Here is a 23785-nt window from a genome sequence, read left to right on the forward strand (position 1 = left end):
CGAGGCGATGGCCGGGGCGGCGAGCCGGCCTGGCCCGCCGCCGCCGGGTCATTCGCTCTTGCTGACTTCCCAGACGCGAGCCTGCTTCACGGCCCACGGCGTATAACCCTTCACGTTGTCGCGGAAGGCGCCGATGTCCATGCTGTTGTAGAGCGGAATCGATGGCACGTCGGCGATGAACATCTTGTGCAGCGTATCGAAGGTCTGCTGGCGCTTGGCGTGGTCGGTCTCCACCATGGCGGCGGCCAGCAGGTCGAACGCCTTCGGGTTGTCCCAGACCTTGCGCGGCTGCGTCTTCTTGTCGCCGGTCAGCATCTCGAAGTTCAGACTGGGATCCAGCCGGGCGGAATAGGGAAAGGACATCATCTGGTACTTGCCGGCGTTGTAGCGGTCCAGTTGCGAGGCCCACTCCATGACGTCCAGCCGCACGTTGATGCCCACCGCCTGCAACATGGCCTGCATGATGACGGCCGCGTTGTAGGTCTGCGGATAACGCTTGTTGGTCATCATGACCAGCTCCTGGCCCTTGTAGCCGGACTCCTTCAACAGTTTCTGCGCCAGCGCCGGATCGTAGTTCCAGCCCTGTTTCGCCGCGGCGTCGTAATAGGGCGAGACGGCGGGGATCACCGAATTGTTGGGCGCTTTCATCAGCCCTTCGCTGACGGCTTCCACCAGTTGCCCGTAGTCGATCGCGTGGGCGATCGCCATGCGCAGCTTGGGGTTGGCCAGCAGCGGGTCCTGGGTCTGGAGCAGCAGCGCCGTCAGGCTCATCACGGGCGCGTAGGCCACCTTGACGTGGGGGCTCGCCTGCATGGGCTTGACGTCCGTATAGGACAGGTCCTGGATGATGTCGATGTTGCCGCTTTGCAGCGCGGCGTTGGCGGTCGCCTCGTCCGGCACGATGACGAAGCGGGCTTCGTCCACCAGCGGGCGCTTGGAGCCGGTAAAGCCGTCGAGACCGCCGCCGCGATTGGCATAGTCGGCATTTTTCAGCAGGCTGATGTACTCGCCGCGCTTCCATTCACCCAGTTTGAAGGGGCCGGTGCCGATGGGCTTGTCCCAGCTGCCGTCGGCCTTGAGCGAGTCCTTGTGGATAACGCCCGTATCGCCGCAGTCGGTGCGCGCCAGCGAGGCGAGAAAGAGGCCGTTGGGCTTGTCCAGGCGGTAGACCACGGTGCGCGTATCGGCAGCCTCCACCGACAGCACCTTGGCCACGCCGCGGCCGTCGTACTCGCCGAGGCAGCGCCAGCCTGTCTTGGGATTCATGTAGAAATTCCAGCTCCACACCACGTCCTGCGCCGTCAGTGGGGCGCCGTTGTGGAACTTGACGCCCTGGCGCAGCTTGAAGGTGTAGGTCTTGCCGTCCGGGCTGATGTCCACGGACTCGGCCAGCAGGGGCTTGACCTCGGCGTGTTCGCCGAACGCCACCAGGCCCTCCACCATGTGCGACGTGACGATATCGCTGTTGGCGTCGCGGTTGACGCCCGGTTCGGTGGAACGGATATCGGCCGTCATGGCGATGCGCAGGGGCGTCGCGGCCTGGGCCGCCGCGCCTGTCGCCAACGCCAGCGCCAGAAGCAGCCCGCCCTGGGCGAAGCTGCCGCCGGAAAGGCGTGGATGCATGGAGAGGGAACGGTATTGCCGCAGCTTCATGAAAGACTCCCTTGGGGGCGTGGTGCCCGCCCGATGGCCGTGACGGCGTCTTATTTTGCGTAGGTGAATACTTCAGGTTCGGCGGTCAGGCTGTAGCGCGTGAAGGTGCGGTTCAGCGCCGGCAGCGGCGCGACTTCCATCTCGCCCACGGCGGGTTCCATGATCACCATCGCCACGGTGGCCGAGAGGTTGTCGTGGCTGCCCGGACGCGGCGGCCGGCAGACCGAATAAGGCGTGCCGAAGTCATCGAAGAAGGCGTCGCGCATGTCGTCGCGCGTCAGCGCGGGGCTGGCGTTCAGGCGCCGCCGCACGCGCCAGTCGCGGTACTGGCTTTCCGGCGTGCTGGCGCGGCCCGTGTCGCGCAGCTTGACCAGGGCGACTTCGCTAACCCAATGGTTTGCGTGCACGATGAGGTCGTCGCTGCCGGGATAGAGGGGGAAGGCTTCATCGGTGGTGCATTCGAAATCGATGCCGAAGCCCGCGGCCATGCCCAGCATGATGTTGTTGGAGCAGGACTTGGGCGTGGTCGCCACCGCCTTCAGCGCCAGGGCGAAATGCTGCTGCTCCAGTACCTTGCGGCGGATCAGCGACAGGGGCACGCCCAGTTGCTTGAAGTCGCGGTCCGATTCCAGGTAGTTGGCGGTGATGGAGACCCCCGCGCTGTTCAGGCCGCTGCGCGCCAGGCCGCCCGCTTCGACGAAGGTCAGCATGTCCGGGCCATCGTCCTGCCGGACGCGCAACACGACGGCCGTCTCCGCGCACTCGGCGCGCCAGTCCCAGTTCTGGCCATGGATCAGGTTGCCCGTGGCGGACCGCGTCGGCAGCACCAGCGCGCCGGTGCAACCGTCGCCCGGCTCCAGTTCGGCCGCCTTGTTCTTCTCGGCGCGCGCCTTGGCCACGACCTCGGTGCGCGCGTTGATCATGATGATGTCTTCCAGGGTCACCCCGGCGCCCTCGGCGATCCCGCGCATCTCCTCCAGATAGTGGGGCGCGAAGTCCTCGATTTCCTTGGCGAAGGCATTGATCAGGCGGGAACGGGCCGGTCCGTCGTAGCCGAGGGTGACCAGGGTCTGGCCGTACATGGCCACGCTCTTGCGCACGCGGTCGGCCGCGATCTGGCCATATTGCTTGCCGCGGGCTTGCGGTTTGCCGGAAACAGAAACAAAAGGAAATTGCTGCGGAGTGGTCATCGAGCCGTCCTGCGCCTTGGCGGCAGAGGTGGGAGGAGGGGGAAACCGTGCCTGCGGCCTGCGGCGAGGCGGTTTGTAACGGGAAAAACCGGAAAAAATTCTATCCCAAATTGGCGCCAAAAAATAAAGGGTTTCCCCGACGTCTATACGATCTCAGCAAAATTGATTCAAACTCTTACGCATTGAGTTTCTATTTGTAGCAAAGCCGGCCGACGCTGCGCCTACGATTCGGGCGCCCCGCGCCGCGGTCAGCAAGTCCACCGCCGCGGAGCCTGTACCCAAGACTCTCCTACGACGGAACTTGCTCGTGTCCACACTGCCCGACTCGCTGCCGCCTGGCTTTCCCGCCACGTCATCCCCCCCTCGCCCGACGCGCGCCTATCGCAACCGCGCCTGGATCGCCGTGGGGGGCCTGCTGGTATTCATGGTGCTGTATCTGGGACTGGCCGGCTGGTTGGTCTATACCGCGTACCGCATGCTCGCCGGCGCCATCTCCTCGTCCACGGGCGACGGCGCCTTCCTCGGCTACGCGGTGGGCGCCTGCGCGGCGTTCCTGGCCGCCTTCATGCTCAAGGGCCTGTTCTTCGTCAAGCGCGGCAGCATCGACGACGAATACGAGGTCAAGGCCGACACGCAGCCGGAGCTCTTCGCCTTCCTGCGCGCCATGGCCGATGCCGCCGGCGCACCGCGTCCGCACCGGGTTTTCCTGTCGTCGCGGGTGAACGCGTCGGTGTCCTATGACCTGTCCGTCCTCAACCTGCTCTTGCCGTCGCGCAAGAACCTGGAGATCGGCCTCGGGCTCGTCAACGTGCTGACGCTGGGCGAACTGCGCGCGGTGCTGGCGCATGAATTCGGCCATTTCGCCCAGCGCTCCATGGCGGTCGGGCGCTGGGTCTATATCGCCCAGCAGGTCGCCGGCCACCTGGTGGCGCGGCGCGACCGCTTCGATCGCTTCCTGCAGTCCATTTCCAATTCGGATTTCCGCATCGCCTGGGTGGGCTGGCTGATCAGCCTGATCGTGTGGGCCATACGCGCGTTGGTCGATTCCGCCTTCCGCGTGGTGGTGCTGATGCAGCGCGCCCTTTCGCGCGAGATGGAATTGAACGCCGACCTCGTCGCCGTGCATCTCACCGGCAGCGATGCGCTGGTGCACGCGCTGCATCGCCTGCAAGCCGCCGACGATTCCTGGGACCGCGCCCTGCGCTTTGCCTTCAACGAGAAAGGCGACGGTCACCCGCCGGCCGACATCTTCGCGGTGCAAACCCGAATCCTGGCTCATATGCGCCGGATTCTCAACGACCGCACCTATGGCGTCGTCGACCCCGTGCCGGCCGACAATCCGGCGGCGCACCGCGTCTTCACCGCCGGCCTGGCGCAGCCGCCCCGCATGTGGCTGACCCACCCGCTGAACCACGAGCGCGAAGCCAATGCCAAGGCCAACTATGTGCCATCGCCGGTGGAGGAGGGCAGCGCCTGGGACTTGTTCCGCGATGCTGGCGCGCTGCGCCTGCGCCTGACGGAAGTCACGCTGGGCCCCAAGGACAAGGACGCGGCCGAACCGGAGGTGCTGGACGTCACCCTTCAGCGGCTGGACGAACAGTTCAACCGCGAGTACCTGGACAGCCGCTATCGCGGCATCTACTTCGGCCGGTCGCCGGTGCGCCATACCGCCGACGCCGCGGCGCTGTTCGATCCGTCGGCCTCGGCCGATCCTGCCGTGCACGCTGGCCTCTATCCGGCCAGCCTGACGCAGGACATGGAGGAATTGCGCGCCCTGGAACTGGACATCGACCAGTTGCGCGGCCTCAGCGAGGGCGACCTCAAGGTCGACGGCGGCAAGATCCGCCATCGCGGCGGCGAGGCGTCGCTGTCGGAATTGCCGTCGCTGCTGCAATCCGCCCAGCGCACCCTGGATACGGTGCGTGGCCGCCTGCGCGATCACGATCACGCCTGCCGCGGCTGGCACCTGGCGGCGGCGCGAGCCGCCGGCCCCGCATGGGCTGCCTACCTGGAGGGCGTGTTGCGCGCGCTGCATTTCGCCGATCACGCGGAAGCGAACCTGCGCGACGCCAATGCCGCCTTCCGCAGCTGGATCTCGGTGGAGACGGCGGCACGCCGCGTCAGCAACGGTGGACGCAAGCGCGTGCTGGCGGCGGCCAAGGATCTCTATGCGACCTTGCAGCAGACCTATGCCAAGGCCGCCGAAGTGCAATTGAATCCGCGCCTGGCCGCGGCGACGAACATCGAGGATTTTCCGAAAGAGCTGGGCGCGTTCGAGTTGACCGAGCCTACCGCCAAGAACCTCGGCAGCTGGATCGACGTCATCGACGGCTGGGTCGACACCGCTACGGGCATGCTGGGCGCCTTGCGTAGTCGCGCCCTGGACGAACTGCTGCTGACCGAATCGCGCGTCGCCGCCCATGCCTTGCAGCAGGCGCCCCTCGATGCGGCGGAGACGCCGCCTCGCGTGCCGGTGTCCTACAGCACCCTGCTGCCTGGCCAGGAACGCCAGCGCCAGACCAAACTGAACTGGTGGAGCCGCTTCCTGGTCGCCGATGGCATATTCCCGTCGGTGCTGCGCCTGGCGGTGGCGGGGTCCATCGTCGCGGTCGTGCTGGGCGTCAGCATGTTCCTGGGCAATGCCACCTTGACCATCTATAACGGACTGGGCCAGCCGGTGATGGTCAGCATCGGCGACAGCTGGCGGGTGCAGGTGCCCGCCCATGGCGACGTCAGCCATACGATGAAGCCGGGTGCCGCCTATACGGTGGAGACGCGCACGCTGAAAGGCGACGTCATCGAGTCCTTCAACGCCGACATCGACAACCGCTTCTCCCATGTGGTGTACAACGTCGCCGGCGCCAGTCCGCTGGTGGAGTGGACCGCTGCCTATGGCAATGCCTCGCAGCGTCCGCCGGTGCGCCATGGCGCGCCACGCTGGAGCACCATCAGCGTCGATTACTTCTTCCGCGACCCGCCCGGCTCCGTCAAGACCAAGGGCGGCGGCGCCACGCGCACCGCGCTGGAAGGCGGTGGCGACGGCAGTCCCGAGGAACTGCTGCGCCTGGTGCCGTCGCAGGACGAGCGCGCGGCCATGATGCTGGCGCATGCGCGCTGGGACCCGCCCATCAATCCGCATTCCATGCAGTGGCTGGTCGCCGCGGCGGGCGTGCCCGGTTTCGATGAGGTGCTGGCCCAACGCCTGCGCCTGGCGCCCAGGGACGTCATGCTGAACCGCCTGCGCCAGGATACGACCACCGGGGCGCAGCACGACGCCGTGTGCAAGGACCTGGTCCAGCAAGCGCAGGCGAATCCCGCGGATGGCGACGCCCAATACCTGGCCGTGCGCTGCATGCCCGATTCTCCTGCCAAGGACCAGGCCTTCGTCGACGGCAACAAGCGCTGGCCGCAACAGGCCTGGTTCGCCAACGCGGCCGGCAATATCGCGGCCACCAAGGGCGATTGGGCCACCGCCGAGCCGCGCCTGCTGATCGGCTATACGAAACTGCCGATGATGCAACCCGCCATCGCGTCCGAGCTGGCTCGCGTCATGCGGGCCGGCGGGCGCCCGGATCCTTTCCGCATGGAGGAGCTGGTCAGCCATTCGCGTGAACTGAGCACGCTGCGCGCGCTGGAGACAGGCCAGGGCCTGACGCAGCGGCCCGACCTGCAGGCGTTCTCCGCCCTGGCCCAGGGGCGGCTGGAGGTCGCCGCGGGCCTGGCCCACCAGAAGCCGGAGACCGAAGCGCGCATCCTGCGCCTGGTCGGCGCTTCCGAGGGCGCGTCGCCGGCCGCGGTGGAGCGCGCGCTGGCGCTGCCGGGTGGCGAAGGCCTGGACGAGGACACGATCTGGACCAGCATCGCCCTCGCCGCGCGTTCCAAGCGCGACTATGCGCCGCTGATGGCCCAGGTGCCGGACGCGCTGCAACGCTACAAGCCGGCGATGAAGCAGTTCCTCGACGCGGTCCAGCAGAAGCGGCCGGCGGCCACGGCCGAACAGGCCCTGGACGGCCTGCCGCCCGCGATGCGCGGCCAGGCCTATGCGATGGCGACCGTCCTGCTGGGCAAGGACACACCGCCGGCCTGGCGCCGTGGCGCGCTGACGCTGCTGTTCGGGCCGGAGCGTCCTTATTTCAAGAGCTGATGGAAAAACGGCGTGATCGCGTGCAAGGCAAGGTGGCGTCCACGCGGCGCGCCGCCTGCCTTGCGGTCAGGCCGCCCGTGTCGTGAGGACCTCGGGGTAGCCGGCCGAAACATGCGCATTCCGGAACGGCAGGCGCGACAGGTCCAGGCAGGCCGGACCGGGCGCATCGCAATCGATGATGCGCGCACAACGCGCGGCGAAGGCGGCACGGAAATGGTTCTTCGCTTTCACGCACAGCAGCCGGACTGCGTCCAGGTCGATGCCGTGCAGATCATAGAAGGCGGGGTCGTCGGCCGCCACCACGCGCTCCGTCACGATGACGCGCAGCGTGGGCAGGTCTTCCAATGCCAGGACGACGCTGTTGCCGCAGCTGCGTTCCACCCCGGTCTGCATGGGGCCGGTGTTGCGGTAGCGCCCATCCGTCAGCCGCTGGACGGTCACGCGCACGGGGACCGGCGCGCCGAACTGCATGCCGTGGCGTCCTCCCAGCGTAATGTCGATGCTGCCGCCGACGCCGGCTTGCCGGGCGTCGGCGACCACGCCGGGGTCCGCGAAGCTCGCGAATAAAGTGGGTACGGCGGGCCGCGCCGAGCACAGCGCGGCGAAGAGTCCGGGCGTGTCGCCGCCGCCGCCCGACATGGGGTTGTCGCCCGCATCGGTGACGGCGATCAGCCCCGGCGCGGTCTCGGCGAGGGCGTCGGCGAGCGCCGCCTGGGGCGAGGGCAGCGCCATGATGAAGCGCGGAAAGCACGCAATGACGCGGTCATGCACCGCGCGCGCGGTCGCCCTCGCCAGGGCGCCGTCCGGATCCCGCGCGGCGTCGCTGATGACAAAGATGGATGCACCCGTGGCCGCCGTGTCCGAATAGGGAAAACCGCCGAAGACCAATACGTCGAGTATCCCGTCCTTGATCGCCGCGACGGCCGCCTGCTCCAGTTCCTGCATCGGGCCCGCGGACGTGCGCATATTGATGCTGGGCAGCACGATTCCTTCATTGACCACTGCCCGATGGGTAATCAGGCCCTCGTCGGCGCAGCGCAGCAGGCCTTGCAAGACCCGGTCCGCCGCCTGGTCCATGTCGACATGCGGATGCGTGCGATAGACCGCCGCGATATCCAGCACGTCGCCCCAGGCTGCCGGCATGTTGCCGTGCAGGTCGAAGCTGGCGCCCAGGGGAACGGCGGGCAGCATCGTTCGCACCATGCGGGCGATGTCCAGTTCCGGCGTCTCGCGGGTGGGCGTGATGGCCGCGCCATGCAAGGACAGGTAGACCGCATCCCATCCGTGCGCCGCCTGTCCGGCGGCCAGTCCGTCGCGCAGCTCCTGCGTCAGGCGCGTGATGACGTCATCGTCGATGGGGCCGGCGGGCAGGGCCGAGGCGCAGCGCAGCACCACGACTTCCCAATCCGGATGGGACGCCGCGAAGCGCGCGACGGCGCCAAGTTCGGTGGCCGTGCCGCGCATCGTGTCCAGCACTTGCGCGCCGGCTTGCCATTCATACTGTTCGAATTGCGCGAAGCTTGCCGGGACGGGGCAGAAGGCATTGCCTTCGAACCACAGCCGCGCCACCGCCAGGTATTTAGGCCGCGCCATCAGTCCTGCTCCTTCGCGTTGGGCAGCAGCTTGCGGTAACGCGCCTGCTCCGCGCTGATCTGCCGGGCCAGCCTGTCGGGCGCGCCGCCCACCGGGATCGCGCCCAGGGCATGGAATTTCTCGCGCATGGCCGGCTGGTCCAGGATGCCGTCCACCTCCGTGTTCAGTCGTCGCACCACCGCTTCCGGCGTGCCGGCGGGCGCCACGATGGCGAACCAGGAGAGCAGCAGATAGCCCGGCACCGTCGCGCTCACGGGCTGCACGTTCGGCAGCACGTCCAGGACTTGCGCGCTGGTCACGCCCAGCGCCACTTCCTTGCCCGACTGGATGTAGCCCAGCGCGGTCGGCAGGTTGTCGCCGGCCAGTTCGACGTGGCCGGCGACGAGGTCCGCCGATACCTGCGACGCGCCCTTGTAGGGAACGTGCACGATATCCACGCCCGTCATTTGCTTGAGCAATTCAAGCTCGATATGCGCCGTGCTGCCGACGCCGGGCGAAGCCCAGTTGAGCTTGCCGGGATGCGCCTTTGCATAGGCAATCAGGTCCTGCATGTTTTTAAGTCCCGTGCCCGGATACGCCAGGATCACGTTGGGAACGTCCGCCAGGTAGGCCACCGGCGCGAAGTCCTTCTCCGGATCGAAGCTCAGCTGCTTGTAGATATTGGCGTTGATCGCCAGCGGTCCCGGCGTGGCGAGCAGCAAGGTATAGCCGTCCGGCGCGGCGTGCGCAACCATGGACGCACCGATGTTCGCGCCCGCGCCGGGCTTGTTTTCAACGATGACGCTCTGATGCAGGCGCTGGGTCAGGCCTTCGGCCACCAGGCGCGCCAGGACGTCGGTGGTTCCGCCCGGCGCGAACGGGACGATGAGCTGTATGGGCTTGGACGGCCAGCTGTCCGCGGCGTGGGCGGACCAGGCCGCGGTGGCGGCGGCGACCGCCACGGCGCACCGCGCGAGGAGGCGCCGTGCCGGCGTCAATGCTCGCGCCGCGCGGGCGTCGGGATGGCGGATGGACATGATGGAATTCCCCTAAATCACTTGATTCATTGGTTTGCGTTAATGAATCATATGTTCTATAAAGATCGTTGGTCAAGCCAGCTGATCCATTCGACCATTCGATCCATTTCCATTCATGACCCATATCATTCATCGCAATCCCCGGACACCGCTCGCCACCGCCGTCAGGGGCCTGGGCAGTTACCTGATCGACCATGAGGGCCGCCGCTACTACGACGGCTCCGGCGGCGCCGCCGTATCCTGCCTGGGCCATGGACATCCGGAAGTCGCCGACGCCGTGATCGCGCAGATCCGGACGCTGGAGTACGCGCACACCAGCTTCTTCACTTCCGAACCCGCGGAGCAGCTTGCCGATACGCTGGTCCGCAGGTCGCCGCCGGGCCTGGCCCACGTGTATTTCCTGTCCAGCGGTTCGGAGGCCGTGGAGACGGCGCTCAAGCTGGCGCGGCAATACCATGTGGAGCGAGGCGAGCCAGGGCGCTGGCGCAGTATCGCGCGCTTGCAGAGTTATCACGGCAATACGCTGGGCGCGCTGGCCGCCGGCGGGCACCAGGGGCGGCGGCGCTTGTACCAGCCCCTGCTGGCGGACGTGACCCATGTCTCGGCTTGCTTCCCCTTGCACTATCGCCGGCCGGAGGAATCGGACGATGGCTATGGCGACCGGCTGGCGCACGAGCTGGACACGGCCATCCTGGAGGCGGGCCCGGAGACGGTGTCCGCCTTCATCGCCGAGACGGTCGTGGGCGCCACGGCGGGCGCTGTCTGTGCGGTCCCGGGATATTTTCGGAAGCTGCGCGAGGTGTGCGACCGCCATGGCGTGGTATTCATCCTCGACGAAGTGATGAGCGGCCTGGGACGTACGGGGTCCTATCATGCGTTTGAACAGGAAGGCGTCGTGCCGGACCTGCTGTGCCTGGCCAAGGGACTGGGCGGCGGATACCAGCCCATCGCGGCGGTCATGGCGCATGACCGCATCGTCGACGCCATCGCCGGCGGCAGCGGCGCGTTCCAGCATGGGCACACCTATATCGGGCATCCTGTGGCCTGCGCGGGTGCGCTGGCGGTCCAGAACATCATCGAGCGGGACGGCCTGGTGCAACGGTCCGCCACGCTTGGCCGTTATCTGCAGGACTGCTTGCGCGAGCGCCTGGGTGGGCATCCCCACGTCAACGACATCCGCGGACGCGGCCTGTTCCAGGCGGTGGAGCTGGTCCAGGACAGGGAGGGGAATCGGGTATTCGATCCCGGCCTGCAACTGCATGCAAGGATCAAGCGGACCGCGTTGGCCCGTGGCCTGCTTTGCTATCCGGGGGGCGGCACTGTCGACGGGGTGCGCGGGGACCATGTCCTGCTTGCGCCGCCCTATACGACGACGCAAGAGGAATTGCAGTCCGCCGTGGATATTCTTGTTGCCAGCATCGGCGCGGCGATCGCCGAAGTGCGCGATCTACAATGACGCGACTTTTGGCGAACAGGAACCGTATGGACAAGCGCGGCGTCGACGAACTCATTGCGCGGCACTTTGCCGGCCTGCCTCCCATGCTGCAACGGGCCGCGCGGTATGCGGTCGACAATCCGAAGGAGATCGCCCTGAACTCCATGCGGGCGGTGGCGGGCAGCGCGGGCGTGCAGGCCAGCGCCATGCATCGCCTGGCTCGCCAACTGGGTTTCGACGGCTACGACGCCATGCGGGACGTCTATCGGACATGGCTGGCGCAGGGACATGCGACCTTCGCCGATCGGGCATCGGCCTTGCAGCGCGGGGCGGGCGGCAATGACGCCGCGCTCATCGGCGAACTGTTGCAGGCGGACGCACGCAACCTCGACAGGATGAACGATCCGGACATCTTGCGTGCGCTGCTGACGGCGCGCGATGTGCTGGCCAAGGCCAGGCATATCTATATCGTCGGATTGCGCAGCCTGTTCCCCGCTGCGTTCTACCTCAACTACGCCTGCGGCATGTTCCGCCAGGACACGACCCTGCTGGCCGGGATGGGCGGCATCTTCGCGGACGAATTGCGAGGCGCGCGCAAGGACGACGCGCTGGTCGTCTTCAGCTACGAGCCCTATGCGCGCGACACGGTCGCCGCGGTGGAGTATGCGCGCGAGAAGGGGGTGCGCATCGTCAGCGTGACCGATAGCGCGGTGTCCCCGGTTGCCGTCAAGGCCACGGCCCTGATCGTCGTGGAGAACGCCACGAAATCGCTATTTCCCTCGGTCGTGCCGGCCTTGTCGGTGGCGCAGACGCTGGCCGCGCTGTTGGTGGCGCATGGCGGCGCCGCCAGTGTGCGCGAGGTGCGGCAGAGCGAAGCGCAGTTGCGGCAGTTTTCGGTCTACGTGACGGCGACGAAAGCGACTTGATGGCCCGGGTTGACCAGGCTGCCTGGGTTGCTTGGGTTGGCTGGGGCCTGCGCCGCGCGTCGAAAAGAAAAAACCCGGAGGGTGGAAACCACCCTCCGGGCTCTTGCTTGGGAAGGCAGCCGTCGCCGGCTGCCTTTTAGGCAAGGACTTCTTAGAAGTCCATGCCGCCCATGCCACCCATGCCGCCGGGCATGGCCGGGGCAGCGGGCTTGTCTTCGGCCAGTTCGACCACGGCGGCTTCGGCGGTCAGCAGCAGGCTGGCGACGGAGGCGGCGTTTTGCAGGGCGGTGCGGGTCACCTTGGTGGGATCCAGCACGCCTTGCTCGACCAGGTCGGTGTACTCGCCGGTCGCGGCGTTGTAGCCGTAGTTGCCCTTGCCGTTCAGCACGGTGTTGACGACCACGCTGGCTTCTTCGCCGGCGTTGGTGACGATGGTGCGCAGCGGCTCTTCGACGGCACGCAGGATCAGCTTGATGCCGGCGTTCTGGTCAGGCGTATCGCCCTTCAGGTCGACGATGGCTTGCTTGGCGCGCAGCAGGGCCACGCCGCCACCGGCCACGACGCCTTCTTCCACCGCGGCACGCGTGGCGTGCAGGGCGTCTTCGACGCGAGCCTTCTTTTCCTTCATTTCGACTTCGGTGGCAGCACCGACGCGGATCACGGCAACACCGCCGGCCAGCTTGGCCACGCGCTCTTGCAGCTTTTCACGGTCGTAGTCCGAGGTCGCTTCGTCGATTTGCACGCGGATCTGCTTGACGCGGGCTTCGATCGAGGTGCTGTCGCCAGCGCCGTCGATGATCGTGGTGTTTTCCTTGCCCACTTCGATGCGCTTGGCCTGGCCCAGCTCTTGCAGCGTGGCCTTTTCCAGCGACATGCCGGTTTCTTCGGAGATGACCACGCCGCCGGTCAGGATGGCGATGTCTTCCAGCATGGCCTTGCGGCGGTCGCCGAAGCCAGGCGCCTTGACGGCGGTGGTCTTCAGGATGCCACGGATGTTGTTCACCACCAGGGTGGCCAGGGCTTCGCCCTCGACGTCTTCGGCGATGATCAGCAGCGGACGGCTGGACTTGGCGACTTGTTCCAGCACGGGCAGCAGGTCACGGATGTTGCTGATCTTCTTGTCGTAGATCAGGACGAACGGGTCGTCCAGGGCGGCAACTTGCTTGTCCGGGTTGTTGATGAAGTAGGGCGACAGGTAGCCGCGGTCGAATTGCATGCCTTCGACGACATCCAGTTCGTTTTCCAGCGACTTGCCGTCTTCGACGGTGATGACGCCTTCCTTGCCGACCTTGTCCATCGCGTCAGCGATGATCTGGCCGATGGAGGTGTCGCTGTTGGCCGAAATCGAGCCGACCTGGGCGATTTCCTTGCTGGTGGTGACCGGCTTGGACTGCTTCTTCAGTTCGGCGACGGCGGCGGCGACGGCCTTGTCGATGCCGCGCTTCAGGTCGATGGGGTTGAAACCGGCGGCAACGTACTTCAGGCCTTCCTGAACGATGGCCTGGGCCAGCACGGTGGCGGTGGTGGTGCCGTCACCGGCGTTGTCGGAGGTCTTGGAGGCGACGTCCTTGACCAGCTGGGCGCCGATGTTTTCGAACTTGTCCTTCAGTTCGATTTCCTTGGCGACGGACACGCCGTCCTTGGTCACGGTCGGGGCGCCGAACGAGCGCTCCAGCACGACGTTGCGGCCCTTGGGACCCAGGGTGGTCTTGACAGCGTTAGCCAGGACGTTCACGCCGCGGACGATACGCACACGGGCGTCGTCGCCAAACAGAACTTGCTTGGAAGCCATTTTCTTTCCTTACGGAGAATTCTGAGAAGATGAGGGATTTACTGGATCACGGCGAGGATTTCTTCCTCGCGGATGACGAGCAGTTCCTCGCCATCGACCTTCACCGACTGGCCGGCATACTTGCCGAACAGCACCTTGTCGCCCGCCTTCAGGTCGACCGGCAGAATCTTGCCGTCTTCAGTGCGCTTGCCGGGGCCGACGGCGATGACTTCGCCTTGGTCGGGCTTTTCGGCCGCGCTGTCAGGGATGACGATGCCCGAGGCAGTTTTGCGCTCGTTGTCCAGGCGCTTGATGATCACGCGATCATTCAGAGGACGCAGGGCCATGAAAAACTCCTGTTTTCTTGAAACGGTAAGGGGGTTGTCTCGCTTGCCCCGGGACCGGAAGGCGTAGGCGCTTGTTAGCACTCACCGGAGGCGAGTGCTAATTATAGGGATCGTTGGAAAGGGTTCAAGGGGGGAGGGGGGTGCTGTTACAACTTCGGGAAGGGCTGCCGAAGTACTGGACCCAAATAGAGGTCCACACACCATTAAGCTGGCTGAGTAGAGATGGCCGTTGCGCCGTCCTTGACCGCACAAGTGACGATCTTAAATTATTGAAATTTATGAAATAAGTGGTACCGACCAGCTCGTTCGGGCCATTTCCGGACTGGGGACGGATGCGGTATTGGCTGGAGGACAGGCACTCGCTGTCTGGGTCGACTACTCCGAATAGACGCCAGCTCCTCAGCGCCCGACGGCATCACCGATGACGCGGATTTCCTGGGTGACCGTGACGACTTGGTGGGGATTGCCGATACCACGCGGGGGCAGCCAGGATTTCCCTGTCAACGCGATATCACGGCGTTGGTGGGTCAAGTGGTCATTTCTGTTCGACCTCATGAGTACATCAACATCGATGTGCTTCATCGCATCGTCGGCCTGAAGGCGGGAAGTGTGCGGCGCAATGCCGAAACCAGGGCCTGGAAGGGGACGGTATTCAGAGTAGTGGACCCTCTGACCGCTACGAAACCGCCAGGGCCTCCTTCGCCTGCCGAGCAAGACGCTCCAGCAAGGCGCTGGCGACGCACCCCGCCAGCGCGAACGCCACGGCCACCCACAAGGCCCAGGTTGCGCCCAGCTTCGCGTTCAAGGCAAAGCACGCGGCCACGAACGCCGCGCCCGTCGTCTGTCCTATGAGTCTGGCCAGGCCGGAAAGGCCACTCGCCACGCTAGCCCGATGGGCCGGCACGCTGAACATGATGAAACGTTGATTCGGCGACAGGAACAGCCCAAAGCCGGTGCCGCACGACGCCATGGGGAGCATCACCGCCCACAACGGCGCCCCGGGCGGCAGCCAGCTCACTGCCAGCAGGCCGAAGGCCAGCAAGGCCATGCCGACCACACCCAGGAGGCCGGCAGACATCCGGTCTGACCACTTGCCCGAGAACGGCGCCAGGCAGGCCCCCATCACGGGCCAGGGCGCGATCAGCATTCCGACCTCGGCTATGTCTAGGCCTAGCGTCCGGTTCAATAGGAACGGCAGCGCCACCATGGCCGCGCCCTGTGCCGCGAAGGCCAGCACACAGACCAGAACGGCAAGCGAGAAGGCGGGCAGCCGCAGGAGGTCCACAGGCACGATTGCGTGCGCGCTCAGACGTTCGCGGCGGAGCAGCATGGCCCAGCACACAACCACTAGTGCCCACACAAGGGCTGTGCCCCAGTCTGGCGCCGCCACGCGCTCCAACCCCAGCACGGCCAGTCCGAAAGCCAGCGCACACAGCACCGCCGCGCCCGCGTCCAGCGGCTTGCCATCACCCGGAATTCTCGGCAGGTGCTTGCCGGCCAACGCCAGTGCCACCAGACAGAAGGGTACGTTCACATAGAACAGCCAGTGCCAACCGAGCACCGTCAGCATCGCCGACGCAAGGACAGGACCGCCGGCGAGTGACGCCGCGGCGATCATTGCGTTCAAGCCCATTCCCCGCCCCAGCTCCTCCTTGCGATAGATGGCGGTGACAAGCGCCATGTTGCAGCCCATCAGGGCCGCCGCGGCAAGCCCCTGCGCAGCCCGGGCAGCCTCCAGCGACCAAAGCGACTGTGCGGAGCCGCACCAGACCGACGCGCCCAGGAACAGCCAAAGCGCGGGGAGAAACACCCGCCGGTGCCCGATTTTCCCGGCCAGCGCCGCCAGCGGCAGCATCGTTGCCACCATGACCAGCTGATAGATGGTGACCACGCCGATTACATCCGCGGCGCTCACGTCCAGCTGCGATGCCATGGACGGCAATGCCGTGTTGGTCATCGAGGTGTCGAGTGTGGCCATCGAGATCGACAGGGAGACGGCCAGCATCGCATAGCGGCGTGCGGCAGGCGTCAGTTCAGTGGAATTGGGAGGGGGGAGGGCAGCCATGGCGACACAAGGGTATAGAGAAAACAGCGGAAAACAGCGGCAGTATGAAGTTCGCGTTCCTTGCATGGAATAGCTAAATCCGCAAAGCACCCTTGCACTCATGCAATACTGGAGCCTTTAGGGATTACCGACGAAGGACGTCGAAAGCGGGGCAGCGTGAACCAATCGGAAGGAATGGCCTTGCTGGTCGCGGCCGTGGACCATGGCAGCCTGAGCGGGGCCTCCCGCGTCAGCGGAATTTCACTTGCTTCCGTCAGCAGGCACCTCAGCGCGCTGGAAGAACGTCTTGGCACCCGGCTCCTGGTCCGCTCGACGCGGGCCTTGCGCCTCACCGAGGCGGGGCAGCGTTATTACGCCGAAGCCAAGCGCCTGTTGGCCGAGATAGACGAACTGGAAAGCAGCATGCAGATGGAGGCCGCGGAGCCTGCGGGCCGTCTGCGCGTCACTGCGCCAACGCTGTATGGCCGGGTCCATCTACAGCCTTTGCTCGCCAGGTTTCTGGTGCAGCACCCCAAGGTCGCAATAGATCTCCACCTGCTCGATCGCCCCGTCAACCTGCTGGAGGAGGGGATCGACCTCGCGGTACTTGTCGGCGAACAACCCAACTCCAGCCTCGTCGCCCGGCGCCTGGGCTCTATTCGTTGGGTCTTGAGCGCGGCGCCCGATTACCTCGGGAAGCATGGCATGCCTAAGGATGTGCACGATCTCGCGCAGCATGATGGCCTTGTCTACAGTCACCTGGCGACGGAAGAAGCGTGGACGCTGATGGTCAATGGAAAGGCTACAAGCGTTCGGATGCGAACCCGTATGAGGTCGAATACCGTGGATGGCGTGGTTACCGCCGCCGCGGCCGGAGCCGGTATTGTCCATGCACCCGCTTGGGCGATCGCTGACCACGTCGCGGCTGGTCGCTTGGTGCCGCTGCTGGCGGAATTGGAGGCCCCTCCAAGGCCGGTGTTTGCCCTGATGACCCACCAGCGGTTGATGGCAAGCAAAGTGCGCTCACTCGTTGAGTTTCTCGCCAAGCATTTGCGGGAAAAATCGTTGAACGAGCTCTGATAAGTCGACCCGGCCCCGCGCGGCATGCGCGAAGCTGGCGCCTCGCTACCTTGAACGTCCACATCCGAAGAGATAAATTCAAAACACGATAGCGTTGAGCCTGTCCCTGCAAAAGGGCAGCAAAGTACCTGGAGTCAGTGTATGGATATTCTCGAGACCATCACTTCGCACACCGCCGCGCTGCGACTGCCGCTTTACGCCGTCAGCGTGAGCGCAACCCGGAAATCAGACACGCCGATCATCCTGATCCTGCATTGGCACGGATTCCATCGCGACGCAGACGCAAGCGGCGGCGAGGCAACCGGCGCCTTGCACTCCGTCGCGGGCTCGGCGGTGCAGATCAACCAGCGCTGGCACGACTATGCCGTCATCGACCGCGCCATGCTGGAGGCGGCATGGAGACTGGGCGCCTGGGATGTGGAACGGGTGGCAAGGCCCGCATGGTGGCGCCTGAATGCGCCGGCATCGGAAGCGCTGGCTGGCCGCAGGGCCTTCGCGGATTATTCGGACGACGCGCGGCAAGCGAACCAGGCCGTCGTCCTTGAGGCTCCGGACCAGCAGGCGCTGCTGGACCTCGCCGCGCGCCGAGGCTACGTTCGGTGGCTATTCCGTCCCCGCAAGGGTGGACTGTGGAGTCAAATGGACGGCGACGATCGCACCCTGGATGCGGATGGCGGACGTTCCGCGCCGTGCCCCGTCTCGCCCCAACCGGACGGGCGCGAGCCCCGTCGGAAGGTCGTTTATCGCCTTGGGATGGGTAAAAACTTATTGATTCATTAAGTTTCAATTGGAATCAATTTCGCCTCTTGAAGCGGCGGCCCGGTGCCCATAATTTTTCTGGCGCACCCATCCCGGGCTGTACGGCGCTAGCTGCCAATCCCTATCGCGCAGCGCGCCGGCATTCACTTTTTGATGATCAAGACTTCAGGAGATAGAGTCATGAAGATCCGTCCCCTTTACGACCGGATTATCGTCAAGCGAATCGAACAGCAGCGCAAGACGGCTTCCGGCATCGTCATCCCCGATTCGGCGGCGGAAAAACCCGAGCAAGGGGAGGTCCTCGCGGTGGGCCAGGGCAAGCGTAACGCGGATGGTTCGCTGCGGCCCGTTGAACTCGCGGTGGGTGACCACGTGCTTTTCGGAAAATATGCCGGCCAGACCGTGAAGGTCGATGGCGAAGAACTGCTGGTCTTGCGCGAAGAGGACGTTTTTGCCGTCCTGACGTCGCAGGACGCTCAATTGAAGAAGGCGGCCTGATGCCGCTGCCTATGGATTGAGGAGCAAGAAAATGAGTGCGAAAGACGTCAAGTTCCACGACAACGCCCGCAGCCGTGTAGTCAAGGGCGTCAACATCCTTGCCGATGCCGTGAAGGTTACGCTCGGCCCGAAGGGACGCAATGTGCTGCTGGAGCGCAGCTTCGGCGCCCCCGTCATCACCAAGGACGGTGTTTCGGTCGCCAAGGAAATCGAGCTGAAGGACAAGTTCGAGAACATGGGCGCGCAGATCGTCAAGCAGGTCGCATCGAAGACCGCCGACGTTGCCGGCGACGGCACGACCACCGCCACGGTATTGGCGCAGGCGGTTGTTCAAGAGGGTATGAAGTACGTGGCGTCGGGCATGAACCCGATGGATCTCAAGCGTGGCATCGACCAGGCCGTGTCCGGCGTGCTGGAGGCGCTGCGGAACATGTCGAAGCCTATCTCCACCAGCAAGGAGACGGCGCAGGTCGCGGCCTTGTCGGCCAATGCCGACGAGGCGATCGGCAAGATCATCGCCGACGCCATGGACAAGGTCGGGCGCGAGGGCGTGATCACGGTGGAAGACGGCAAGTCGCTGGACAATGAACTGGATGTCGTTGAAGGCATGCAGTTCGACCGCGGCTACCTGAGTCCTTATTTCATCACGGACCCCGAGAAGCAAGTGGCTCAACTCGATGACCCGCTGGTCTTGCTGTACGACAAGAAGATCTCCAACGTCCGCGAACTCCTGCCGGTGCTGGAAAGCGCCGCCAAGGCAGGCAAGCCCTTGCTGATCGTTGCCGAGGACGTCGAAGGCGAGGCGCTTGCCACCTTGGTGGTCAACTCCATGCGCGGCGTGCTGAAGGTCACCGCGGTGAAGGCGCCTGGCTTCGGCGACCGCCGCAAGGCCATGCTGGAGGACATCGCGATCCTGACCGGCGCCACCGTGATCTCGGAAGAAACGGGCAAGCAGCTGGACAAGGCCACCCTGGAGGACCTCGGCAGCGCCAAGCGGATCGAAGTTCGCAAGGAAGAGACCATCATCATCGACGGCGCGGGCAAGCAGGAAGCCATCGATGCGCGCGTCAAGCAGATCCGCGTGCAGATCGACGAAGCGACCTCGGACTACGACCGTGAGAAGCTGCAAGAGCGCGTGGCCAAGCTGGCCGGCGGTGTTGCCGTGATCCGCGTCGGTGCTGCCACCGAAGTCGAGATGAAAGAGAAGAAGGATCGCGTCGATGATGCGCTGCACGCCACCCGCGCGGCGGTCGAGGAAGGCATCGTTCCCGGTGGCGGCGTGGCGCTGCTGCGCGCCCGCGCGGCGATACAGGATATGAAGGGCGCCAATGCCGACCAGGATGCCGGCATCCGCATCATCCAGCGTGCGCTTGAAGCCCCGCTGCGCGCCATCGTCGCCAACGCGGGCGAAGAGCCTTCGGTAGTCGTGGCCAAGGTGATGGAAGCCAAGGGGAACTATGGCTACAACGCGGCCACCGGCGAATATGGCGACCTGGTCGATATCGGTGTCGTCGATCCCACCAAGGTCACGCGGACGGCATTGCAGAACGCGGCGTCGATCGCGGGGCTAATCCTGACCACCGCCGCCACCATCGCGCAAGTGCCGGAAGAGACCAAGCAGCAGGCTGCTCCAGCTGAAGCGATGGACTTCTAACTTCGAAAATCGACCAGTCCAGGATGGTCTTCAGGCATCGCGCCGGTGGCGCGATGCCTTTTTATTCGCAGGCAGCCGGGATTCGAGCATGCCCGAAGCCGGCGCATCTCCCGGACGGCGGTCCGGGAAGTAGTGCGCCTTTCTCCGCATGGCGAACGCCAACGCGCCCAACGACAGCGCCAGCGGAATGAACGACACCCGCAGCACCGTGTCCCAGCCATAGGACGACAGCAGGCCGCCAGATGAAAAGGAGCCGATCGCCATCAAGCCGAAGACGATGAAGTCATTGAGAGCCTGGACGCGGGTTTTCTCCTCGGGCCTGTGGCATTCCAGGACCAGCGCGGATGCTCCCAGGAACCCGAAGTTCCATCCCGCACCCAGCAAGACCAGCGCCCACCAGAAATGCGTGACATCGATGCCGCCCAGGCCGACGGCGGCCGACGCGCCGATCATGATCAGGCCCGTGGTCGCGACCCGGCCCGCGCCGAAACGGGAAATCAGGCTGCCCGTGAAGAAACTCGGGGCGTACATGGCGATGACATGCCACTGCAATCCCAGATTGGCGGATTCCTGCGAGTGACCGCATAGGTGCATCGCCAGCGGGGCGGCCGTCATGAGGAAATTCATGAGCATGTATGAAACGGCACCCGCAATCACGGCGGAGATGAAACGGGGTTGCAGCGCAATCGCGGCAAGCGGCCGTCCGCCGGCCAGTTCCGCGGCGGTAGGCTTGGGCAAGCGGACGCCCAGGAGAATGAACGCGGAAACTGCCGCCACCACTGCTTGCGCCACGAATGTGGCTGCGAACATATGCGGTGGCCACACGTTCATTGTCCACGTGACCAGCTGCGGGCCGACGACCCCGGCGGCGACGCCGCCGGCCATCACCAGGGATAGGGCTCGCGCCCGCCGTTTGGGCTCCACGCCGTCCGCGGCGGCGAAGCGGAAGGACAACACCACCGCGGCATAGACGCCGCCGAAAAAAGTGGCCAGGCAGAAAAGCCAGAAGCCTTCCATCATGACCGCCAACATGGCCAGCAGGCCGGTAAGCACCCCGGCGCCGGTACCCAGCAGGAACGCGGTACGCCTGCCATGGCGCCTGGCGACCGCGCCTATCGGGAGGGTGCATGCCGCCATGCCCACCACGAAGATGGAAATCGGCAGGGTCGCCAGCATGGGAGTCGGGGCCAGCATATTGCCGACGATGGACCCGGTGGCGTAGACCACTACTGAATTCGCGCCCGCCAACGCTTGGGCGACGGTCAATCGCCAGATATTGCTTCGTTGAGCGCCCTCGGGCGGAACAACCGAACGTTCATGTTGCATAGAGGCACTGCTTTGTGTCATTTCTGTAGAACAGGGTTGGAGGGTGAGCCGCGATAATGGCGAGCAGGGCATTGCCGGCCACTGACCCCGTAGCGGGCCAGTCAGGCGGCGCTCGGCCGTGGCCCCTGCATTACAACTCAATAGACGTTTTATATCTATAGATAAAACGTCTGGTTATATAGAATCGGCGACACAGGAACGCACTCATGCAATGGGAAGTCGTTCCTGCTCCACCTGATATCCAGCCGTCGTCGCCGTCGACCATGCGGGTGCAGTCGATCGGCGCGCTGAATCACCAGGCCCGCAAATAAGGAATGGCGCTGCTGACATTCTCATCGACCGCCAGCCCCTGGCCGATGTAGGGGAAGGCTCGTTGGGGACAATCATTGCGTTCGCAGACGCGGCAGCCCATCCCTATGGGCGTGGCCGCTTGCGGATCGTGCAGATCCAGACCCTTGGCGTAGACCAGGCGATGCGCGTGTTCGACGTCGCAACCCAGCGCGACGGCATAGACTTGCCCCAATTCTCCATAGCCGCCCATCTGGCGGGAAACCGTGCGCGCGATCCATAGATAGACGCGGCCATCGGGCATGCGGGCCAGTTGCCGCAGGATCCGGCCAGGATGCGCGAAGGCTTCGTAAACGTTCCATAACGGACAAGTCCCGCCCACGCGCGAAAAATGGAAGCGCGCCGCGGACTGCCGTTTCGAGACATTGCCCGCCCGGTCGACCCGGATGAAAAAGAAAGGCACGCCAGTCGCACGCGGACGCTGCATGGTGCTCAAGCGATGGCAGATCGTCTCGAAACTGACGCCGAAATGCTGGCTAAGCAGGTCGATGTCATAGCGCAGGTTCTCCGCCGCATCCAGGAAGCGCTGATAAGGAAGTATCAAGGCGGCCGCGAAATAGTTGGCCAAGCCTGTGCGTACGAGTTGGCGTACGGCGTCGCCGGTGAAGCGCGGTGTGTCCGCCATGCGCGTGAGCGTCTCCCCCATTTCCAGAAGCGCGAGCTGCGTGCCGAGCTGGAAGCTGCGCTGGCCATCCGTCAAATTCGTCGGCAAGCTCAAGCGGCGGATGGCAGGGTCATAGACCCGCTTGGCGCCGCCCTGGGCAGCATGCGCTTGAACGGTGACGCCGTGTTGCTCGCGCAGGCGCCGTTCCAGTATGTCGATGTAGCGCGCGGGCGGGCTGCCATCCAGCCCCCAGGCCTGGAAACAGCGCTCGGCCTGCTCGTCCAGCTCGGCGAAGTGATTGTGGTGAGTGAAGAAGAAGTCACGCACCTCTTCATAAGGCTGCGGCGTCGCCAGCCCGCCTGTCCTGCCGTCGGCTTCGTTGCCCGCGATGTCCGCCAATGCCTGCAAGCGCTCCAGTGCTTCGCGATGACGGCGATGCAGCTGGATCATCGCGCGGCCGACGGCGGGCATGTTCGCGGCGATCTCGCTGATCTCGGTCCGTGAGATTCGCCCCTCATCGCGGTCGCCCGTGGCGGCCGCGGGCAGGTCCGCGGCCACTTCCTGGAGCGCCAGGATCATCCGGGCTTCCTCTTCTTCCGAGAAGCTTTGTGCGTCGACGCCAAGAACTTCGCCCAGGCGCAGTAGCACGGGCCTCGTCAAGGGTCTTTGATTCTTCTCCAGCTGATTCAGGTAACTGGCGGACAGACCGAGCAGCCCCGCCAGCGCGGCTTGGGTGAGACCGCGCTCTTCACGCAGGCGGCGCAGGCGTATGCCCATGAATATCTTACGCATGGTCCAGGCACAAGGTGGTGATCGATGGATGATATTTGCAAACTTCGCAACTATGCAATCTCCCATTCGCCGGAATTCACCTCTTAACGGGTGACCATGATGGAGCGCTTGCGTAGACTGCAAACAAATGGTGCCGCAATGGCCACCAAGCGTGACACCCGAGAGGAGACGAAAAATGAGCGATACGACGGCACCCCGCCCGCCCAAACCCAAGAAATCCGTTGCCTTGTCCGGCGTGGTGGCCGGCAACACGGCCCTGTGCACGGTGGGCCGCAGCGGCAATGACCTGCACTATCGCGGCTACGACATCCTGGACATCGCCGGCACCAGCGAGTTCGAGGAAATCGCCTACCTGCTGGTCCATGGCAAGCTGCCCAACAAGGCCGAGCTGAAGGCCTACAAGCAGAAGCTGCGCGCCCTGCGCGGCCTGCCGGTGCAATTGCAGGTGGCGCTGGAAGCGCTGCCCGCGTCCAGCCATCCGATGGATGTCATGCGCACCGCCGTGTCGGTGCTGGGCTGCGTGCTGCCGGAGAAGGACGACCACAACACCCCGGGCGCGCGCGACATCGCCGACCGCCTGATGGCCAGCCTGGGTTCGGCCCTGC

At 65.2% G+C, this 23785-nt stretch carries 18 protein-coding genes; 8 read left to right on the forward strand and 10 right to left on the reverse strand.

The features are described from left to right. Nucleotides 1-48: 48 nt before the first annotated feature. Nucleotides 49-1623 (reverse strand): ABC transporter substrate-binding protein, encoded by a 1575-nt coding sequence (locus tag C7R54_RS13985; RefSeq protein ID WP_129151086.1) that lies wholly within the window; start codon nt 1621-1623, stop codon nt 49-51. A gap of 80 nt (nt 1624-1703) precedes the next feature. Continuing rightward, nucleotides 1704-2843, reverse strand: a complete 1140-nt coding sequence (locus C7R54_RS13990; RefSeq protein ID WP_129151008.1) for a C45 family autoproteolytic acyltransferase/hydrolase — start codon at nt 2841-2843, stop codon at nt 1704-1706. A gap of 307 nt (nt 2844-3150) precedes the next feature. Between C7R54_RS13990 and C7R54_RS13995 the strand changes: the two genes are divergently transcribed. Then, nucleotides 3151-6987, forward strand: a complete 3837-nt coding sequence (locus tag C7R54_RS13995) for a M48 family metallopeptidase (protein WP_129151009.1) — start codon at nt 3151-3153, stop codon at nt 6985-6987. Between the two features lie 66 nt (nt 6988-7053). Here the strand turns inward: C7R54_RS13995 and C7R54_RS14000 are convergent, their stop codons facing one another. Further along, on the reverse strand, nt 7054-8580 hold the full coding sequence (locus tag C7R54_RS14000) for a M81 family metallopeptidase (RefSeq protein WP_129151010.1): 1527 nt from the start codon (nt 8578-8580) through the stop codon (nt 7054-7056). Continuing rightward, complete coding sequence (locus C7R54_RS14005) at nt 8580-9596, reverse strand: tripartite tricarboxylate transporter substrate binding protein (RefSeq protein ID WP_129151011.1); 1017 nt, start codon at nt 9594-9596, stop codon at nt 8580-8582. Before C7R54_RS14005 ends, C7R54_RS14000 begins: the two co-directional genes overlap by 1 nt. A gap of 115 nt (nt 9597-9711) precedes the next feature. On the opposite strand from C7R54_RS14005, the gene C7R54_RS14010 reads away from it, so the two are divergent. Together C7R54_RS14010 and C7R54_RS14015 are read left to right on the forward strand one after the other, a co-directional pair. Further along, complete coding sequence (locus C7R54_RS14010) at nt 9712-11052, forward strand: aspartate aminotransferase family protein (protein WP_129151012.1); 1341 nt, start codon at nt 9712-9714, stop codon at nt 11050-11052. A 26-nt stretch (nt 11053-11078) separates the two neighbouring features. Beyond that, on the forward strand, nt 11079-11957 hold the full coding sequence (locus C7R54_RS14015) for a MurR/RpiR family transcriptional regulator (RefSeq protein WP_129151013.1): 879 nt from the start codon (nt 11079-11081) through the stop codon (nt 11955-11957). 151 nt (nt 11958-12108) lie between these two features. On the opposite strand, the gene groL (C7R54_RS14020) is transcribed toward C7R54_RS14015, so the two are convergent. The 4 genes from groL (C7R54_RS14020) to C7R54_RS14035 form a co-directional block, all read right to left on the reverse strand. Further along, the gene (groL, locus tag C7R54_RS14020) at nt 12109-13749 is read right to left on the reverse strand and encodes a chaperonin GroEL (protein WP_129151014.1); all 1641 of its coding nucleotides are present in this window, start codon (nt 13747-13749) and stop codon (nt 12109-12111) included. A 38-nt stretch (nt 13750-13787) separates the two neighbouring features. Next, complete coding sequence (gene groES / locus C7R54_RS14025) at nt 13788-14075, reverse strand: co-chaperone GroES (RefSeq protein WP_094851468.1); 288 nt, start codon at nt 14073-14075, stop codon at nt 13788-13790. Nucleotides 14076-14474: 399 nt separating this feature from the next. Continuing rightward, complete coding sequence (locus C7R54_RS14030) at nt 14475-14657, reverse strand: hypothetical protein (RefSeq protein ID WP_129151015.1); 183 nt, start codon at nt 14655-14657, stop codon at nt 14475-14477. Between the two features lie 94 nt (nt 14658-14751). After that, nucleotides 14752-16140 (reverse strand): MFS transporter, encoded by a 1389-nt coding sequence (locus tag C7R54_RS14035; RefSeq protein ID WP_240039517.1) that lies wholly within the window; start codon nt 16138-16140, stop codon nt 14752-14754. Between the two features lie 156 nt (nt 16141-16296). On the opposite strand from C7R54_RS14035, the gene C7R54_RS14040 reads away from it, so the two are divergent. The 4 genes from C7R54_RS14040 (at nt 16297) to groL (C7R54_RS14055) (ending at nt 20110) form a co-directional block, all read left to right on the forward strand. Continuing rightward, a complete protein-coding gene (locus C7R54_RS14040; protein ID WP_240039518.1) occupies nt 16297-17199 on the forward strand; it encodes a LysR family transcriptional regulator in 903 nt (300 codons plus the stop codon). Between the two features lie 141 nt (nt 17200-17340). After that, the gene (locus tag C7R54_RS14045; protein WP_192903654.1) at nt 17341-17979 is read left to right on the forward strand and encodes a diguanylate cyclase; all 639 of its coding nucleotides are present in this window, start codon (nt 17341-17343) and stop codon (nt 17977-17979) included. 159 nt (nt 17980-18138) lie between these two features. Next, the gene (locus C7R54_RS14050) at nt 18139-18456 is read left to right on the forward strand and encodes a co-chaperone GroES (protein ID WP_129151016.1); all 318 of its coding nucleotides are present in this window, start codon (nt 18139-18141) and stop codon (nt 18454-18456) included. Between the two features lie 31 nt (nt 18457-18487). Further along, nucleotides 18488-20110 carry a chaperonin GroEL gene (groL, locus tag C7R54_RS14055; RefSeq protein WP_129151017.1) on the forward strand — a complete coding sequence of 541 codons (1623 nt, stop codon included), beginning with the start codon at nt 18488-18490 and terminating at the stop codon, nt 20108-20110. A gap of 30 nt (nt 20111-20140) precedes the next feature. Here the strand turns inward: groL (C7R54_RS14055) and C7R54_RS14060 are convergent, their stop codons facing one another. Further along, nucleotides 20141-21457 (reverse strand): MFS transporter, encoded by a 1317-nt coding sequence (locus C7R54_RS14060; RefSeq protein ID WP_129151018.1) that lies wholly within the window; start codon nt 21455-21457, stop codon nt 20141-20143. 271 nt (nt 21458-21728) lie between these two features. Then, the gene (locus C7R54_RS14065; protein WP_129151019.1) at nt 21729-23180 is read right to left on the reverse strand and encodes a short-chain fatty acyl-CoA regulator family protein; all 1452 of its coding nucleotides are present in this window, start codon (nt 23178-23180) and stop codon (nt 21729-21731) included. A 175-nt stretch (nt 23181-23355) separates the two neighbouring features. On the opposite strand from C7R54_RS14065, the gene C7R54_RS14070 reads away from it, so the two are divergent. Beyond that, nucleotides 23356-23785: citrate/2-methylcitrate synthase (locus C7R54_RS14070; RefSeq protein ID WP_275669690.1), on the forward strand; the 430-nt coding region annotated here is incomplete at its 3' end.

This window comes from Achromobacter aloeverae (assembly GCF_004121055.1).
GTDB classification, from domain to species: domain Bacteria; phylum Pseudomonadota; class Gammaproteobacteria; order Burkholderiales; family Burkholderiaceae_B; genus Bordetella_C; species Bordetella_C aloeverae.